The organism is Candidatus Villigracilis sp., assembly GCF_057083605.1.
This window is the reverse complement of sequence record NZ_JBXMTI010000014.1, coordinates 53213-69886: the sequence shown is the minus strand read 5'-3', so window position 1 is coordinate 69886 and position 16674 is coordinate 53213. Positions and strand designations below refer to the sequence as shown.

The following is a 16674-nucleotide window of genomic DNA, read 5'->3' as shown; positions in this document are numbered from 1 at the left end:
CCTCCGAGTTCTTAAAGAACTCGGAGGTCTGCGTCTCGGAGTAAAATACTCCCATGACAATCTGGAGACTCCTTTACACTCCCCCATCCAACGGCGCATGGAATATGGCTGTGGATGAATCTATTCTCGAACATATTCATCGCGGTGAATCGCAACCTACTTTACGACTTTATTCATGGGATCCTCCCTGCCTATCATTGGGACATGCGCAATCCTTCAAGGAGGTGGATGTTGAGAGACTCAAATCTCATGGATGGGAAGTGGTGCGTCGCCTCACGGGGGGACGAGCGATCCTGCATACTGACGAATTGACTTACTCTGTTACAGGCAGTGCGGAAGAACCTGTACTCGCAGGCGGCGTGCTTGAATCCTATAATCGATTAGCTCAGGCTTTGTTACATGCGGTGCGCGCGCTGAGTGTCCCTGTTGAAATCAAGGAACATGCGGCCACACCTGCTTCGCAGAATCTAAACCCTGTTTGCTTTGAAGTGCCATCCACATATGAGATCACTGTCAATGGAAAAAAGCTGATCGGCTCGGCGCAGGCTCGCAAGAAGGAAGGCGTGTTGCAGCATGGGTCACTTCCGCTGACAGGTGACTTGACTCGCATATGCGAGGTACTTATATTTAAAGATGAAGCGTCACGCAAACATGCTGCAGAAAGACTGCTGGCGCACGCCACGACTGTTTCGACAGCACTCAACACAAGTGTCGAATCCGTTTTGGGTGTGGGAACGGCCTGGGAAACAGCCGCTCAGGCTTTCGTCCGAGGCTTTGAGGCGGAGTTGGGAATCCAGTTTGAGCGTGGGGAGCTATCTCAATCTGAATCCGAAAGAGCCGACGAGCTTGTCCAGAAAAAGTATGCGCACGCTTCGTGGACAGAGCGGTTATGAAAAAAATTCTGGTTTATGGTTCGTACGGATACACGGGGGAGTTGATTGTTGAACAGGCAATAAAAGAGGGATTGCAACTCAACCTTGCGGGGCGTGATGAAAAGCGATTGCGCGCGCAAGCCGAAAAATATCATTTGGAATATCGCGCTTTCATATTGGATAACACAGCCGCATTGGATTCTGCTTTGCAGGAAGTCGATGCGGTTTTGCATTGTGCGGGACCGTTCGTGTTGACCTTTCGTCAAATGGCTGAGGCCTGCATTCGCAACAAAAAACATTACGTGGATATCAGCGGCGAGATCGAAGGCTTTGAAGCACTGGCCGCAATGGATGATGAAGCAAAACGCGCAGGCATCATATTATTGCCCGGCGCTGGTTTTGACGTTGTGCCATCGGATTGTTTGGTTGCGTATGCTGCCAGTAAATTGCCTGAGGCAACAGAACTAAATCTTTACATCAAAAGTATTGGCAGTGGAGTCTCACGCGGTACGGCGCGTTCTGGAATTGAAAACATGCACAGGCAGGGACGCATTCGTCGTGATGGAAAATTTATCCGCGTGCCGAATGTTTGGGATGCCAAGCGTGTGGATTTTGGACGCGGCGCAACCCGCGTCGTTTCAGTAGGCTGGGGTGATGTGAGCACGGCTTATCACAGCACAGGTATTCCAAACGTCACAGTGTATATGGGTTTTCCAAATGCGATGGTCAACGTGATGTACTTGACCCGTTACATCGGCCCGTTGTTATATACACGCGCAGCAAAAGATTTTATAAAATGGTTGATTGGAGTATTCCTGCCATCGGGCCCTTCAAAAGATAAAAACGAAAACGGGTTCAGTTTGATGATCGCCGAAGTAAGCGACGGCAAACAAAAAGTCCGCGCCAAATTGCGAACACCCGAAGCCTATCACCTGACCGCACTTACCTCTGTTGAAATTATGAAATGCATTTTATCTTCCGAGTACAAACCTGGATTTCAAACCCCAAGCAAAGCCTATGGCTCAGATTTTATTTTACAATTTTCAGGAGTGACGCGAGAAGATTTGTATTAAGTGTTCGAAAGTAGGGACACAGCGAGTCGATTCGTAATTTTGACCATCAGTCGTTTTGCTGTGTCCCTACAAACCCGTGTCTAAAATTGAGTTTTCAGGAGTGACGCGAGAAGATTTGTAATTAAGTGTCCTAAAAGTAGAGACACAGCGAGTCGATTCATAATTTTGACTATCAATCGTTTCTCTATGTCCCTACAAACCCGTATCGAAAATTGAGTATTAAAACACTCTCCAAGAGGTACACCATGAAAAAAATCCTATTCATCGGTCTGGTAATGAGCGTTGCCGCATGTACTTCACAACCCACACAAGATATTCCTCCAACTGAATTACAATCCACAAATATTCAAACCGAGGAGGTCTCCATGTCATTCAAGCTCACAAGCCCCGCCTTCGTAAACGGCGCAGCGATCCCTTCCGATTTCTCCTGCAATGGCCGCGATGTTTCCCCCGCGCTGATGTGGACAAAGCCACCCGCCGCAACAAAAAGTTTTGCCCTCATTATGGATGATCCTGACGCCCCATCGGGAACATGGGTACATTGGATCATCTTCAACATCCCCGCCTCAACCCGTGACCTGAAAGAGGGCGCACCCACCGATGCCAAACTCAGCGACGGCAGCCTGCAAGGAAAAACTTCCGCAGGCAGTTCTGGTTATCATGGCCCCTGCCCGCCTTCTGGCACACACCGTTATTTCTTCAAGTTGTACGCGCTGGATGCGATGCTTGATCTATCCAGCAGTGCCAATAAAAAAGATTTGCTGGCAGCGATGGAAGGACATGTCCTTGCCAATGCTGAATTGATGGGAACATTTAGCCGTTAAACTTTTGGATTAAATTCAACGCGCTTCGAGACCCGGCTGCAAGCTGTTTACGGTTTCTATAGGCTTTTGGCTACCTCTGTCCACGCATCCAAAACGGTATGGTGACCATGATAGAATGCCTCTGAAGATATCAAGGAGATTTACATGAAACCTGGAGGCTATGTTGGTTTATATATTGACGACAAGTTGATCTACACAGGCGTTTTGAAAGATGTTGGCAAAATGGAAAGCGGGCGGACAGTTTATCAAATCCTGCTGGTCAAGAATATCTTTCAACGCAACTTTCCTGAAATCCACTTCGATCCTGACATTCGCCCTGTGACGTTTGAACAGTTGCAGGATGAGATCAAACGCCTAAAGATCAATTTGATGAAGCATCTCGAAAAACTGGAGGGAGAGCATGTCACAGAGCTCATCGAAGAAAAAGAGCTCCATGATATCATTGGATGAAAATGAAGAATATCAGAGCAAGTTTGACGACATTGAATGAAGGTGGGTAAACAAAGGCGGTCCAGACCGAGAACAAGCCTATCGGTGGTTCACATCCAATTTTGAGTCTGATCAAACGGTTGAGATTGCGGAGAGAACAAATAATAATATGTACTTACAAAAGTGAACCAATAAAACGGATTTTTGCGAGAAAAACAAAATGGACGTAAAACAATCAAAGACGCTCCAAAAGGAAATTAAAGCGTTTTTAGCCAAACGTCAAAACATTGCTCAAACAGAGAAAAGAACCAGAACTATTTCTTACTTGGCAGCTTTTCCAGTTTGGTACATTGTTTACCTGCAATTATTCATTCTATATCAAGAAATCAAAACTCAAGGTTTAACCACACCGTCGATTGTTTCATCAATAAACCTACTTAGCATGCTTTTTGTGGGAATCACCTTAGTGATTAGTTATTCCAAACCACCAAAAGAGAAAGAAAAAATCGATAGGTGGTTATGGAAAAGAGATCAAAGAAGGACAATCCTCCTTTTATTGATCTTCTTATTACAAGCCCTAGTACAAATATTTGACGGGGAAATTTTCGGAAGTCATAAATACTTTGTTTCCGCCAGTTATTTAGCTTATTCGTTTTTCTTTGGCTGCGTGTTATTAATTGCCTATAATCCAAAATTATTCTTTTCGAAAGCAATCGACATTATTGGTACGATCTCATTTCTTCTTTTTATTGGTTACATGCCGATTCGGCTTACTATCCTAATGGGATTTGATGTCAACAATTCGATATTTTTATGGAATATACCAGCCATAATCATATTGATTATTGGTTTCAGGTTTATTCTGTTGAATATTGTGCAAATAGCCGCGATTCAGATTATTGAACCAGATCGTCTGTTCTCTCATCTGAGGTCGGAACATCAAATCATCCAAGATCAATATAAAGCTTTGCAAATTAAATCAAAGATGGAAAAAGAAATTTCCCTCGGGATAAAAACAGAGCTAATAAAGCTATACGCGAAGGAATACAATGAGAGAAACAAAAATTATCTTTTAGTTGGAATTGCTATAAGTTTGTCTATCTTTATTCTAACTAGCTTAGGGGATGCTTTTATTCAAGACATTTTATATGGGAATATTATTAAGCCAGTTTTGTGTAATTTTTTTGCTAGCATTTGCGATTAACATTCCCAACCGCTTCAGGTCTTTCAATAAGCTTTCTGTTTATCTCTTCAACGCCTCCCTAAAACTCTTTGCAAACTCCCTTGCCGCCTCAATAGGCTGTTCACTCTCCCCAATCGCCCTCACACACGCCGAACCGCCGCAGGCTAAAGCCGCTTGCTCAATACATGGAAGCCCTTCGGGCTTGCGGACATAGTCCGCCTGAGCGGACTTCCACGAACTGAGGCAGGGATTTATCCCGCCGATTCATGTTAAAGCATCTCGAAAACTCCTCGCAAACTCCCTCGCCGCCTCAACTGGATTTTCACTCCCCCCAATCGTCTTCACACACGCCGAACCAACAATGACTCCATCCGCTAGCGCACCGACTTGTTTGGCTTGCTCAGGCGTGCCAATGCCAAATCCCACGCACACAGGCGCGGAGGTGTGCTCGCGAACGCGAGAAATCAACTCACCGAGTCCCTCTGAAATGGCAATGCGCGCACCCGTCACACCTGTAACAGAAACAAGATAAATAAATCCCTTTGCATTTCTTGCAATCGCTTCCATGCGTTCGTTTGGCGATGTAGGCGCAAGCATTTGAATCAATGGCATCGCGCTGAGCGGAGAGCGAGTGTTCGTCTCGCTCGCAGTCGAAGCGTCGTTCAATATAGATTGAAACTCCTCCGATTCTTCCAGTGGAAGATCAGGGATGATAAATCCATCCGCACCTGCTTCGCGCGCATCGTGGATGAACTTCTCCAGTCCATAAGCTAGCATTGGATTGTAGTAACCCATCAGAATCAGAGGAATGGTTACGCCGCGCTTGCGCAACTCCGCAACAGCCGCGAGTGATTTCTTAACTGTGATTCCCTGTTCCAATGCGATCTGTGTCGCCTTTTGAATCACAGGCCCATCTGCTAGTGGGTCGGAGAAGGACAGCCCTACTTCGATCAAGTCCGCGCCGTTTTTTGCGAGGGCTTCGATAACGTCAATGGATGTTTCCAAGTTGGGATAGCCCAAAGGGAAATAGGGCATGAAGATTGGTTTATTTTTGAAAGCGTTTTCGATTCTGTTCATAATAATTCCTGTTCCTACATACTCCGTTGGTTGAGTAGGGCGAGCGCTCTTCTCGCCCGTATCGAAACCAACACATAACAAGTAAACTTAAAATAAAAAGTATTCATAACACTGGTGGTTTCGATACGTCCCGCGAAACCATGCGGGACTACTCAACCACCGAGGCATTTACTAATCCCTAATTCTCTAATCTCCAATCTCTTTTATTACCGTATTCAAATCCTTATCCCCTCTTCCAGATAAATTAACAAGAATCACCTGATTCTTCCTCATCTTTGGAGCGCGCTTGATGACCTCCGCCACGGCATGAGATGACTCCAGCGCAGGGATGATCCCCTCGGTGTGACATAAAGTTTGAAATGCGCTCAACGCTTCCACATCTGTTGCGGATGTGTAAAATGCCCGCTCGCTATCTCGCATCATGGCGTGTTCGGGGCCAACTGCCGCATAATCCAATCCCGCTGAAACAGAATGAGTCTCTGCAATTTGTCCATCGTCATCTTGCAATACATAAGTTCGCGTTCCATGAATCACGCCCACGCGTGCCTTGGTTGCATCGCCAAATCTTGCGGCGTGTTTACCTGAAGCGATTCCGCTGCCGCCCGCTTCCACGCCGATCAACTCAACATGCTCATCGTCCACAAATCCGCTGAAGACGCCGATGGCATTTGACCCGCCACCCACACAAGCAATGACCGTGTCGGGCAAACGTCCCACATCGCGCAACATCTGCTCACGTGCTTCAATCCCGATCACCGATTGAAACTCGCGCACGATGGTCGGGTACGGATGTGGCCCCAACGCTGAGCCGAGCAAATAATGTGTATCGCCCACGTTCGTCACCCAATCACGAATAGCTTCGTTGATGGCGTCCTTCAATGTTTGCGTGCCTGAGGTCACGGGGCGCACTTCTGCGCCGAGCAACTTCATGCGGAATACATTCGGCTCCTGTCGCGCAATGTCCACTACGCCCATATACACCACACAATCAAGTCCCAACAACGCCGCAACGGTTGCCGACGCGACCCCATGTTGACCCGCGCCCGTCTCAGCAACAATTCGCTTCTTCCCCATGCGCTTCACGAGCAAGGCCTGTCCCAATGCGTTGTTGATCTTATGCGCGCCTGTGTGCGCCAGATCTTCGCGCTTCAAATAAATTTGCGCCCCGCCCAATTGTTCCGATAATCTTTTTGCATAGGTCAACGGCGTGGGCCTGCCCACGAACGACGCCAGCAAGCCTTCGAACTCGCGCCTGAAGGCTGGGTCTTTTTGCGCGTCCACGAACGCCTGCTCCAGCTCGATCAACGCGGGCATTAAAGTTTCAGGGACAAATTGTCCACCGTATGGGCCAAATTTGGGAGGTAATAAAGTTGTCATAGTGCCTCGATAATTAGAGAATTGGAGATTGGAGACTGCGACTAATCACTAGTCTCCAATCTCTTTACTTCCTTTACAAAAACGGACATCTTACCCGCATCTTTCTCACCCGCAGTTGATTCCACACCAGAGGCAACGTCCACGCCCCAGGGTTTGACCTGCCCTATAGCCGCTCCGACATTCTCTGGAGTTAATCCACCTGCCAGCAACAGCGGATATTTTTTTGCAAGTTCCGCCGCCGCTGACCAATCTGCAGTGACACCGCTTCCGCCGTAGACACCTTTGACGGCGGCATCCACCAACAACGCGGGGCTGCCAACGGATAAGAACGGATGAACGGACGTCTCAACGAATTGAGCGGACACCTGCACTGCAACGAACGCAGTGCGATGCAAGTGTAATCGAATGGCTTTGAAGGCTTTTCCATTGAGAGCGTTTACCATCTCTGGCGTTTCATCGCCGTGGAGTTGAGCCAAATGCAGTGAACAGGTTTCCAGAATATTCTTCACTTCATCCACTGATGAATTCACAAACACACCAACAAGTTTTATTTGCGGATGTTCGCGTTTCAAAACGGACGTTATTCCTGCGCAAGTTTCTTTTTCAACAAACCGCACGCTCTTGGGATAAAAATTGAATCCCAAATAATCCGCGCCTGCGTCAATGGCGGCGAGGGCGTCTTTCAATGTTTTGATCCCGCAGATTTTTATAATTGTCATACTCTACCTATTCATGTCGTTGCGAGGAGGGTGTACTTCCCGACGAAGCAATCTCCTACTATTTGGCAAATACTACTCAATAAGATTTTCCTGATTAACTGGAGATTGCTTCGGGCAAAAACAAGAGCGCCCTCGCAACGACATATCACATTCCAGATAACTCCCGCACTTTCGCAGGAATATCATCTGAAATGACCAACGCCTCCCCTACTAGAATGGCGTCAATATTTATGTTGGCTAATCGCTCTACATCAGCGGCGGTGAAAATACCTGACTCAGCAACAACGGCAATATCAGAGGAGATCATTGGGCGGATGCGTTCTGTGGTTGCGAGGGAGACTTCGAAGGTGGCAAGGTTGCGGTTGTTAATTCCGATCAACTTCACATCTTTCAACTTCAACGCTCGTTCGGTTTCGGCTTCGTCATGGACTTCGACCAAAACTGTCAATCCTAAACTCAGGGCACAGGCATGCAGGTCTGCGAAGTGGTTATCGTCGGTGAGCGCAGCGGCGATGAGGAGGATAGCGTCAGCGCCGTTGGCTCGGGCTTCGTAGAGTTGGACTTCGTCTATGGTGAAATCTTTGCGAAGGAGGGGAATCGGGATTCGGGAATCGGTACTTAAGGCATGAAGAGTTTCGAGTTTTCCTTGAAAAAACTTTTCGTCGGTCAACACTGAAATCGCGGCGGCGCCGTTTTGGGTGTAGATGTCGGCTACTTGAAAGAGGTCAAGGTGGGGGGCGAGAATCCCTTTGGAGGGAGAGGCTCTCTTTAGTTCAGCGATCAGGCTCGGGCGGGGGGCGAAGCGGCGGCGGTTGATTGCGGCGAGAAAATCTCGAGGCGCAGGACTCTGCTCCGCGGCGCGGCGTAATGTGGCAGCGTCGAGCGCCGCAATTTCCAGTTTCTTTTGAGCAATGATTTTTTCGAGAATATTCATTTTTCAACGGATTATGAAACGGATGAGCGGATTAGGGCGAAACAGATTTGGAAAATTCAACGAGGGCGTTGAGTTTAGCGAGGGCTGCGCCGCTATCGAGCGAGGCGATGACCTCCGCAAGCGCGGACTTGAAATCGCCAGTTTCGGCGGCGAGAGCGCCAGCGGCGTTGAGCAGAACAGAGTCGCGGCGAGCGCCTTTTAGTTTGCCAGAGAGAATATCTCTCATCATCGCCGCGGATTCATCGGGTGTGCCGCCGCGCAAATCTTCCATCGTGGCGAGAGAGAAGCCGAGTTCGGCGGGATCAAGATCATAAGTTTTGACCGTGCCATCTTTAAGATGACTGATGCGATTGACGCCGCAGGTATTGAGCTCGTCGGTGCCGCCCGCGCCATAGATGATCATTGCGGCGCGAGAACCAAGTTCTTTAAGAACGTTGGCAAGCGGCTCAGTGAGTTTGCTATCGTAGACACCCGTGAGCTGAATGTTCGCGCCCGCAGGGTTGGTGAGCGGGCCGAGGACATTGAAGATGGTGCGCTGACCAATTTCCTTGCGCGGACCGATGGCGTACTTCATGGCGGGATGAAACTTGGCCGCAAACATAAAGCCGATACCGATGGTATCGATGGCGTGGGCGATCTGTTCGGCAGTGAGATCGAGGCTGATGCCGAGGGCGGAGAGCACATCCGCAGAACCGCAATGTGATGACGCGGCGCGGTTGCCGTGCTTGGCAACTTTGCGTCCAGTACCCGCGAGGACGAATGCGGCGGCGGTGGAAATGTTGAAGGTGTGAGCGCCATCGCCGCCTGTGCCGACGATGTCGTAAATGCGTTCGTCTGGATTCGCAAGTTTTACTTTCACTGCATTGGCACGCATGGCGCGGACAGAACCTGTGATCTCGGGAATGGTCTCGCCCTTCATGCGCAGCGAAACCAGATATGCACTGACTTGTGCAGGCGTGGCTTGACCTGTCATGATGACGTTCATCGCTTCTTCGGCTTCTTCAGCGGTCAGATCGGTACGGTTGATGGTCTTGGCGATGAACGGTTTGAGCATGGACAGTTCCGTAGAGGGAGGAGGGGCAATCTTAATATCGAGAAAATTCTTGAGCAGTTGTTTGCCATGCTCGGTCAGAATGGACTCGGGATGGAATTGCACACCATAAGTGGGATGTTGGCGATGTTTGAGGCCCATAATTTCTTCTTCTGGCGTAACGGCAATCACTTCAAGCTCGGCGGGAATTGGGTCATAGACCACCAGTGAGTGATAGCGCATGGCTTCAAAGGGAGTTGGAATATCTTTGAAGATACCCTGTCCATTGTGTGTGACGGGCGAGGTCTTACCGTGCATGAGACGCGGAGCGCGGTCCACTTTGCCGCCGTAAACTGCGCCGAGGCACTGATGTCCGAGGCAGACGCCGAGCACAGGAATCTTGCCCGTGAAGTGTTTGATGGCTTCAGGAGAGACACCGCCATCTTTGATAGGCTCGCCAGGGCCCGGGGAGATGACAAGATGGTCTGGCTTGAGCGCGATCAACTCGTCCAATGAAACCTGGTCATTGCGAAAGACACGAATGTCCGCGCCGAGTTCGCCAAGGTATTGGACGAGGTTGTAGGTGAAGGAGTCGTAGTTATCGATTAAGGCTAGCATAGGTTTCTCCGTTTCCAATGTCGTTGCGAGGGCGTTCTTGTTCTTTGCCCGAAGCAGTCTCCAGTTATGAGGAGATTGCTTCGTCGGGAAGAGCACCCTCCTCGCAACGACATATCATTCTTCATTTCCAAAGATGTCCACTTCATCAGCAAACAGATCGAGCGAATACGATAGGCCAGTGACATCGCGGACGAGGTTCATGGTCTCTTTGGCTTCGGTCTGCATACGGCGGATTCCTTCCGCAAGCACGTCGCGCGGGATGGTGGGATGTGCGAGGTAGTATGCGCGTTTTTCGCGGAATGGTTCGAGGAAGGTGTTGATGGCTTTGGCAAGCTTTTCCTTGACTTCCACATCGCCGACCTGTCCCTTGCGATAGCGCTCCTTAAGATCATCCACTTCGGCGTAGGAGGGATTGAACGCATCGTGATAGATGAAGACGGGATTGCCTTCCACAGTACCTGGGTCAGTGGCGCGCAGACGTTTCGGATCGGTGTACATGCCTTTGACTTTTTCTTCGACAGTCTTTACATCGTCGGATAAATAGATGGCATTATTCAGGGACTTGGACATTTTGTTCTGTCCATCTGTGCCGACCAGCAAGGGGACGTCACCGATAATGGATTCTGGTTCGGGGAACACTTCAGCGTCATAAAGATTATTGAACTTGCGCGCTATTTCGCGGGCAAGTTCGATATGCGATTGATTGTCCTTGCCAACAGGGACGGCTTGCGCGCGCGGCAGCAGAATATCCACAGCTTGTAGGATGGGATAGCCGAGCAGACCAAATGGCATCGAGTCAATATTGGCGTCGCGAGCCATATCTTTGAGGGTCGGCATGCGTTCGAGGCGCGGAACAGTAACGAGCATTTCAAAGAGCAGATTCAATTGGTAGGTTTCCGGGATCGCCGATTGCACAAAGATCGTGCTGACCTGCGGGTCAATGCCCACTGCGAGATAGTCCAAAACGATCTCGCGGATGTAGGTCGGAATCTCTTTGATGTACTGCGGCTCAGGCTTGGTTGTGAGCGTGTGCAAATCCGCGATGATGAAGAAGGATTCATATTGATGCTGCAAGCGCACACGGTTAGCCAGCGAGCCGACATAGTGACCGAGGTGCAGGCGTCCTGTTGGGCGGTCACCGGTGAGGAGACGGGGTTTGGGGTTTGTCATGGGTTATTCCTTTTATTATTTCTTCTATACTTCGTTGGTTGAGTAGGCGGCGTTCGTCCGCCGTATCGAAACCAACAAGTTCCAAGAATATTTTTGTTACAAGAATTTTTCTTTTAACTGGTGGTTTCGATACGCCCTCGGCTATCGCCTCGGGCTACTCAACCACCGAGGTTTTTATGAATTTGATTCTGCCGCATCAATCGCACGCAACATCGCGCTCGCTTTATTCACTGTCTCTTGATACTCCATAGATGGGTCCGAATCTGCGACGATGCCTGCGCCTGCTTGCACGCTGACGGTGTTGCCGCGCCCAACCATGGTGCGGATGGCGAGGCAGGTGTCCATGGCGCCGTCAAAGCCAAAGTAGCCGATCATGCCTGCGTAAGCGTTGCGTGCGTCAGATTCCAACTCAGCGATGATCTCCATCGCGCGGACTTTCGGTGCTCCACTGACTGTGCCTGCGGGGAAGGCAGCGCGGACCAGGTCGAAGGCAGTCAGTTCGGGACGCAGAGTCCCTTCAACGTGAGAGACGATGTGCATGACATGTGAATATTTTTCAACTGTGAAAAAATCAGAAACTTTGATCGTGCCATATTCGCACACGCGCCCGAGGTCATTGCGACCCAAATCAACCAGCATCACATGTTCCGCGCGTTCCTTCGGATCGGCGAGCAGGTCTGTGGCAAGCGATGCGTCAGCGGCGGCATCTGCTCCTCGGGGGCGCGTCCCAGCAATCGGTCGGAGCGAAGCGGTTCTTCCTTCCAAACGAACGAACATCTCGGGCGACGATCCAACAATGTAAAGCGGCTCATCGTCCACGAGTCCGAAATCAAAAAAGAACATGTACGGCGAAGGGTTGAGGCGGCGCACGGCGCGATAAACATCGAAAGGCTCGACGTTGGTTTCGCGACTGAAACGCTGCGAAAGCACCACTTGAAAAATGTCGCCTGCGGCAATGTGTTCCTTGGCGGTGCGCACCATATCTTCATACGTTCCCTGCGTATGGCTGGCCTTGACCTTTGACGGCGTGACATTTATTTTTTGCGCGGCGGGCAAAGGCTGATGAATGCGCTCGGCAATCGAATCAAGTTTTTGTTCAGCAGCTTGTGTATCACCATCCAAAACATTTGCGATGAGGAAGATGGTGCGGCGCGCATGATCAAATGCGACGATGGTATCGGCGAGAAGATACATTCCATCGGGGATGCTTCGACTGCGCTCAGCACGGCTCATGCTGGACCTGAGAGTTGGTTCAAAAAATCTGACAGATTCATACCCTAGATAGCCCACCAACCCACCCGTGAAGCGCGGCGCGTTCGGCAAGCGGACGGCGGGAAAGCGGTTCATTTCATTTTGCAAAAACAGGGTCGGGTCAGCGTCATCGAGTTCAATGGTTCGCGTTTCACCATTTTCTTTAATTTCAACCTGACCATCGCGCAAAATATATTCCGCTCTGGGTTGGACACCGATAAACGAATAGCGCGCGATGCGTTCGCCGCCTTCGACGGATTCCAATAAAAAGGACGCGCCGTCGCCGCGCAGTTTGAGATACAAACTGACGGGGGTTTCAAGGTCCGCGGATACCTCGCGGATGATGGTTTGGACTTGGGTTGATTCAAGTAGCATGGTTGACTCCTTGTTAAGTTCGTGTCATTCTGAGCCGCTTTGCGGCGAAGAATCTCTACGGCATTGAGCGAGACTCTTCGGTCGCAACGAACGCTCCCTCAGAGCGACACAATATAGATTAAAACAGAATCCTCTCCGTCCATAAGGGACGAGAGAGGACTCCCGTGGTGCCACCCAGGCTTAAAGCTCTTCCTCACTTAACAAAAAATCCCTGTCGTGATGCAACAGGGAAAAGAGGCCAGCTTCACTTTGTAGTCTGCTAGTCGGATGGTCTTGTGGTCGCTTGGTAGAACATCCTTCTAAGAAACTCTGCTATGGTAACGGATGCAGTTCCCGTCTCAGGCTACTCGACTATCTGACTAACAAACTATCAGACTGCTTTTGCCTTTGCAACTCGGAGGGCCATTCGACTTCTGCGCTTTTGCCTTGCTTTCACCATTGTGGTTTCGATACGGACTTCGTCCTACTCAACCACCAGCTCGGCTCTCTGGTAATCGCTTTGAAGTGTACTCGTCCTCGTCAGCGTTTTATGTATGTTGTTGGGCGGTATTCTATGACGGAGAAGGGGATGTGTCAAGAGGACAACTTAGGCGTTAACAGACTCACAAGTAGGGCACATCGTTTCTTTACCAACTTGCTCAAACTTCTCACTACAGTTTTCACACCTTCTGATAAGTTTTGCTTGAAAGCCCAAAGGCATATGCCCTGACGATATTACCATCCCAACCGAAATAATATCCTCATACTTAAATGTAAAACGCCTGTTATGCGGTACCTGTTCGATAATTATTCCGTAATAATTTGCATATTTGCTTGCTCCACGTCTTATCTTGGCAGTTGTGACCAACATGGCTTTAAATTTTGTAGCCTTATCAAAGTCTTGAGCTATGTCATCAAGTGTCGCCTTCAAAACTTTCACCTTATCCAACTCAATGGGATTCTTTTGTTCATCGTATCGTTTACACTCAATTAACAACAAAGTTGGAGCATCAAAGCTGTAATCCACGAATGACACATCAATTTGATGATTTACCCCGCTTACACCTGGAATTTTATTATTTCTGCCATATCCAATTGAGGATAATTTTCTTCTGCTGGATTTAATACCTTCCAATATTGTCGCAATAAATTGCTCATATTCATCACCAAGCGTCAACATAAATCCTCCTAAAAACTATTTAGATGATTTCTCTTTTCTTTCTTTGTATACCTTTTTCAATTTCTCTATTGACATAAGATCCTTACCGTTTCGATGTAAAACACGATGACAATTCGCACAAACAACTGTTACATCGTTTGCAGTTAAAGTATGTTCTTTTTTATTTGCAGACAACAACTCTAAATGATGAACCTCGATATATCCCGTCCCCAAATCACCATATGTATCCTCAAAATTGAAATTACAAACTACACAATTGTAGCCATGTGTTCTTATTGCTTCTTCACGCAATTTAGGATTGCGCTTTTGTCTCTTAATCTCAGCAGATACTTCATCGACTCCGCCTTCCTGAAAACTATCTTGCCTTATTATTTCCTCAGTTTTCGTTTCTACTCCTGTTCCAACCGCTTTTCTAATTATTTTTTTCTTTTCAGTATTTGGAACGTGAATTGCACTATGACCTTGTGTCACATATAGCGGCAATTCACTTACTACATTTTCAATAATCTCAATTTCCATTTGGCACTCCTTTACATTGAGCGCAAAATAAACGATATTCATCATCAAATTCCGTTTTTGCTAAAACCCAATTCTCTCCAATGTTCTCAACTTCATCTCCGCAATTGGGACAAACAAAGAAATACGCCTGGTGGCTAACCAAAACATCGGACGAGTTTAATTTGCGGTTTTCAGGAAAAACTTTTGCATCCCCTAGGTAATCTGTAACCTTATCAAAATATTGGTGATTAATATTCTTGATTCTGTCTTCAAGTTTTTTTACATCTTTCACCTTAGATAAAAGAGCTTCAATCTTATGATTGTATTCTATAGGCTCTTTCTTTCCTCTCAAAACGAAAAGCTTATTAGCAGAATCAGCATAAACAGGCAAACAAAACTTCAAGTATTCTTTTTGAACACCTAACTGAAAAAGCACTTCAAACACATACTCATCATAAACATCACCCTTATTGTATTCTCTTATGTAACTTATCTGAGGCAGGCTTAAGACCGTTCCATTTGTTTTACCTTTTTGTGTACGAGGTATAAATTCCGATAAATTAGAGAGAAATGTTTCTCCAAGCAGCATTGGGTATTTCTCATCAAGAAATTTCTTGAAGCTCTTAATAGCATGGAAATCATTACTCTGTTTAATCCCACTAGATTCCAATATTTTTTTATATCTATTAAGATCATCAGACAAGAATTTATTAAAGGGTTTGTTTTGGAATTCATTAAAACGCAAGAATCTTTTTACGAGCCGATTATATCCTTCGGGATGACGATGTTCTATATACTCATCAAACCATTTTTTATTATTTTCGTCCATCTCTCCTTGCGGAATAGATTTCACTTTAGATTTAGCCATATTATCCTCCACGCATATCGTAAACTTTCGTCAGTATACAATAAAACAGGTGCATCACATGGGTACGTCCGAGAAAGACCTGACATGTCTCAATAGAAGGCTGGCGTTCGGGGATTCGTATCCGCGCGAGGGTGATGGTTGGTGAGCGTCACGATGAGACATGTCAGGTCTGGTTAAACAAGTCCGCGCCGAAACAAGGGAAAGGAAAGATCAGTTCAAAGAGCTTCTACGCAAAATCGGACAGCGACCGAATAATGGGGCATTCCACCGACTCCGAAATATCACAGACGTTCGAGAGCAATCCATCCAACGCGGCGCGCATGCGGGTCAAATCCTGGATGCGGCGGTCCAAGTCGATGAGTTTCTCCTTCCCCGCTTGAAGAACATCGCGATTGAGCGTCTTACGTTCAGCGGAGAATGCCATGAAGTTGCGAATTTCCGCGAGTGAAAAGCCAAGTTCCTGAGCGCGTCGAATAAACTTCAAGCGGCGGACTTCTTCGTCCGTGAATTCGCGGTAGCCCGAAGCGGAACGAGATTGTGCTGTGATAATGCCTTGCCGCTCGTAGAAGCGGATGGTCGATATTTTGATTCCAGCGGCGCGAGCGGCTTCGGCAGTTTTCATAGGACACCTTTTACTTTGGTTTTTTCAATGCATATACAATCGCACCTGTTTGAAGCGCGAACCAGATCAACTCGCCCACCAACAAGGGCAGGGAAATGGTCGTGGCACCCGCTTGAACGGCGAGAAAAATCCATAGTGCAACGGCCAGCCGTCCCGTAGAATCGATTGCGCCGTTGAGCAGAGTCGGGCGAAAGAGGCGCAGCCCGCCCCACGTCAAGACCAGTGTCCCACTGAAGTTGACAAAGATCATGCTGACAGGGTCAACGGCGGGAAGGGCTGCCCCTGCAAGACCAAACTGCTCGTGCAGTTGTGAAAGGATTCGGAAAACAGGCGCGGCCGTCCACGGGGTGGCGAAGGCAGCGGTTACGAGAACGTCATAGGCGGCGCCCCAGAAAATAATGCGCTTTGAAAGGGAAGGGATTTGAGAGAGTGTAGTTTCCATGGCCGAATTCTACAGTCTGCACCATGGTGCCGAGTCAAGGGTTTGCGATGGGCAATTCTATTTCATGTTCATCAAGAATAACAGATGCAAAACAAGATCTGACATCTCTACCTTAACGGGCACAAGTCCGCGCGAGGGATGCGTTGCAAGTCA

Annotated in this window: 17 protein-coding genes; 5 read left to right on the top strand and 12 right to left on the bottom strand. The window is 48.2% G+C overall.

Features of this window, described 5'->3' with window-relative positions:
* Nucleotides 1-53: 53 nt before the first annotated feature.
* The 5 genes from AC14M5_RS02740 to AC14M5_RS02720 all read left to right on the top strand — a co-directional run bounded on the left by AC14M5_RS02740 (nucleotide 54) and on the right by AC14M5_RS02720 (nucleotide 4402).
* Nucleotides 54-893 (top strand): lipoate--protein ligase family protein, encoded by an 840-nt coding sequence (locus AC14M5_RS02740; protein WP_484028094.1) that lies wholly within the window; start codon nucleotides 54-56, stop codon nucleotides 891-893.
* On the top strand, nucleotides 890-1945 hold the full coding sequence (locus AC14M5_RS02735; RefSeq protein ID WP_484028093.1) for a saccharopine dehydrogenase family protein: 1056 nt from the start codon (nucleotides 890-892) through the stop codon (nucleotides 1943-1945). The genes AC14M5_RS02740 and AC14M5_RS02735 overlap by 4 nt, the downstream gene beginning before the upstream one ends.
* 245 nt (nucleotides 1946-2190) lie before the next feature.
* Nucleotides 2191-2769 carry a YbhB/YbcL family Raf kinase inhibitor-like protein gene (locus AC14M5_RS02730; RefSeq protein WP_484028092.1) on the top strand — a complete coding sequence of 193 codons (579 nt, stop codon included), beginning with the start codon at nucleotides 2191-2193 and terminating at the stop codon, nucleotides 2767-2769.
* 144 nt (nucleotides 2770-2913) lie between these two features.
* On the top strand, nucleotides 2914-3219 hold the full coding sequence (locus tag AC14M5_RS02725; protein WP_484028091.1) for a hypothetical protein: 306 nt from the start codon (nucleotides 2914-2916) through the stop codon (nucleotides 3217-3219).
* 199 nt (nucleotides 3220-3418) lie between these two features.
* A complete protein-coding gene (locus AC14M5_RS02720) occupies nucleotides 3419-4402 on the top strand; it encodes a hypothetical protein (RefSeq protein ID WP_484028090.1) in 984 nt (327 codons plus the stop codon).
* A gap of 243 nt (nucleotides 4403-4645) precedes the next feature.
* Here AC14M5_RS02720 and trpA read toward each other — a convergent pair whose 3' ends face one another.
* The 12 genes from trpA to AC14M5_RS02660 all read right to left on the bottom strand — a co-directional run bounded on the left by trpA (nucleotide 4646) and on the right by AC14M5_RS02660 (nucleotide 16521).
* A complete protein-coding gene (gene trpA, locus AC14M5_RS02715; protein ID WP_484028089.1) occupies nucleotides 4646-5458 on the bottom strand; it encodes a tryptophan synthase subunit alpha in 813 nt (270 codons plus the stop codon).
* Nucleotides 5459-5644: 186 nt separating this feature from the next.
* Nucleotides 5645-6835: a tryptophan synthase subunit beta gene (gene trpB / locus AC14M5_RS02710; RefSeq protein ID WP_484028088.1), complete on the bottom strand. Its 1191-nt coding sequence runs from the start codon at nucleotides 6833-6835 to the stop codon at nucleotides 5645-5647.
* Nucleotides 6836-6876: 41 nt separating this feature from the next.
* Complete coding sequence (locus AC14M5_RS02705; protein ID WP_484028087.1) at nucleotides 6877-7554, bottom strand: phosphoribosylanthranilate isomerase; 678 nt, start codon at nucleotides 7552-7554, stop codon at nucleotides 6877-6879.
* A gap of 145 nt (nucleotides 7555-7699) precedes the next feature.
* On the bottom strand, nucleotides 7700-8488 hold the full coding sequence (gene trpC, locus AC14M5_RS02700; protein ID WP_484028086.1) for an indole-3-glycerol phosphate synthase TrpC: 789 nt from the start codon (nucleotides 8486-8488) through the stop codon (nucleotides 7700-7702).
* 31 nt (nucleotides 8489-8519) lie between these two features.
* Nucleotides 8520-10136, bottom strand: coding sequence for an anthranilate phosphoribosyltransferase (gene trpD, locus AC14M5_RS02695; protein ID WP_484028085.1), 1617 nt, complete (start codon nucleotides 10134-10136; stop codon nucleotides 8520-8522).
* A 114-nt stretch (nucleotides 10137-10250) separates the two neighbouring features.
* Nucleotides 10251-11306: a tryptophan--tRNA ligase gene (gene trpS / locus AC14M5_RS02690; protein WP_484028084.1), complete on the bottom strand. Its 1056-nt coding sequence runs from the start codon at nucleotides 11304-11306 to the stop codon at nucleotides 10251-10253.
* A 174-nt stretch (nucleotides 11307-11480) separates the two neighbouring features.
* The gene (trpE, locus tag AC14M5_RS02685; protein ID WP_484028083.1) at nucleotides 11481-12932 is read right to left on the bottom strand and encodes an anthranilate synthase component I; all 1452 of its coding nucleotides are present in this window, start codon (nucleotides 12930-12932) and stop codon (nucleotides 11481-11483) included.
* Nucleotides 12933-13518: 586 nt separating this feature from the next.
* Nucleotides 13519-14091: a PDDEXK family nuclease gene (locus tag AC14M5_RS02680; protein ID WP_484028082.1), complete on the bottom strand. Its 573-nt coding sequence runs from the start codon at nucleotides 14089-14091 to the stop codon at nucleotides 13519-13521.
* A 15-nt stretch (nucleotides 14092-14106) separates the two neighbouring features.
* Nucleotides 14107-14610 (bottom strand): HNH endonuclease, encoded by a 504-nt coding sequence (locus AC14M5_RS02675; RefSeq protein ID WP_484028081.1) that lies wholly within the window; start codon nucleotides 14608-14610, stop codon nucleotides 14107-14109.
* A complete protein-coding gene (locus tag AC14M5_RS02670; protein ID WP_484028080.1) occupies nucleotides 14600-15457 on the bottom strand; it encodes a hypothetical protein in 858 nt (285 codons plus the stop codon). Before AC14M5_RS02670 ends, AC14M5_RS02675 begins: the two co-directional genes overlap by 11 nt.
* A gap of 226 nt (nucleotides 15458-15683) precedes the next feature.
* On the bottom strand, nucleotides 15684-16079 hold the full coding sequence (locus tag AC14M5_RS02665) for a heavy metal-responsive transcriptional regulator (RefSeq protein WP_484028079.1): 396 nt from the start codon (nucleotides 16077-16079) through the stop codon (nucleotides 15684-15686).
* 10 nt (nucleotides 16080-16089) lie between these two features.
* A complete protein-coding gene (locus AC14M5_RS02660; RefSeq protein WP_484028078.1) occupies nucleotides 16090-16521 on the bottom strand; it encodes a hypothetical protein in 432 nt (143 codons plus the stop codon).
* Between the last annotated feature and the right edge of the window lie 153 nt (nucleotides 16522-16674).

Coding starts and splice junctions, on each gene's coding strand:
- trpC (WP_484028086.1), bottom strand. CDS start 8,488: ATGAATATTCTCGAAAAAATCATTGCTCAAAAGAAACTGGAAATTGCG.
- AC14M5_RS02735 (WP_484028093.1), top strand. CDS start 890: ATGAAAAAAATTCTGGTTTATGGTTCGTACGGATACACGGGGGAGTTG.
- AC14M5_RS02705 (WP_484028087.1), bottom strand. CDS start 7,554: ATGACAATTATAAAAATCTGCGGGATCAAAACATTGAAAGACGCCCTC.
- AC14M5_RS02660 (WP_484028078.1), bottom strand. CDS start 16,521: ATGGAAACTACACTCTCTCAAATCCCTTCCCTTTCAAAGCGCATTATT.
- AC14M5_RS02725 (WP_484028091.1), top strand. CDS start 2,914: ATGAAACCTGGAGGCTATGTTGGTTTATATATTGACGACAAGTTGATC.
- trpA (WP_484028089.1), bottom strand. CDS start 5,458: ATGAACAGAATCGAAAACGCTTTCAAAAATAAACCAATCTTCATGCCC.
- AC14M5_RS02740 (WP_484028094.1), top strand. CDS start 54: ATGACAATCTGGAGACTCCTTTACACTCCCCCATCCAACGGCGCATGG.
- AC14M5_RS02680 (WP_484028082.1), bottom strand. CDS start 14,091: ATGTTGACGCTTGGTGATGAATATGAGCAATTTATTGCGACAATATTG.
- AC14M5_RS02720 (WP_484028090.1), top strand. CDS start 3,419: ATGGACGTAAAACAATCAAAGACGCTCCAAAAGGAAATTAAAGCGTTT.
- trpD (WP_484028085.1), bottom strand. CDS start 10,136: ATGCTAGCCTTAATCGATAACTACGACTCCTTCACCTACAACCTCGTC.
- AC14M5_RS02675 (WP_484028081.1), bottom strand. CDS start 14,610: ATGGAAATTGAGATTATTGAAAATGTAGTAAGTGAATTGCCGCTATAT.
- AC14M5_RS02665 (WP_484028079.1), bottom strand. CDS start 16,079: ATGAAAACTGCCGAAGCCGCTCGCGCCGCTGGAATCAAAATATCGACC.
- trpE (WP_484028083.1), bottom strand. CDS start 12,932: ATGCTACTTGAATCAACCCAAGTCCAAACCATCATCCGCGAGGTATCC.
- trpB (WP_484028088.1), bottom strand. CDS start 6,835: ATGACAACTTTATTACCTCCCAAATTTGGCCCATACGGTGGACAATTT.
- AC14M5_RS02730 (WP_484028092.1), top strand. CDS start 2,191: ATGAAAAAAATCCTATTCATCGGTCTGGTAATGAGCGTTGCCGCATGT.
- AC14M5_RS02670 (WP_484028080.1), bottom strand. CDS start 15,457: ATGGCTAAATCTAAAGTGAAATCTATTCCGCAAGGAGAGATGGACGAA.
- trpS (WP_484028084.1), bottom strand. CDS start 11,306: ATGACAAACCCCAAACCCCGTCTCCTCACCGGTGACCGCCCAACAGGA.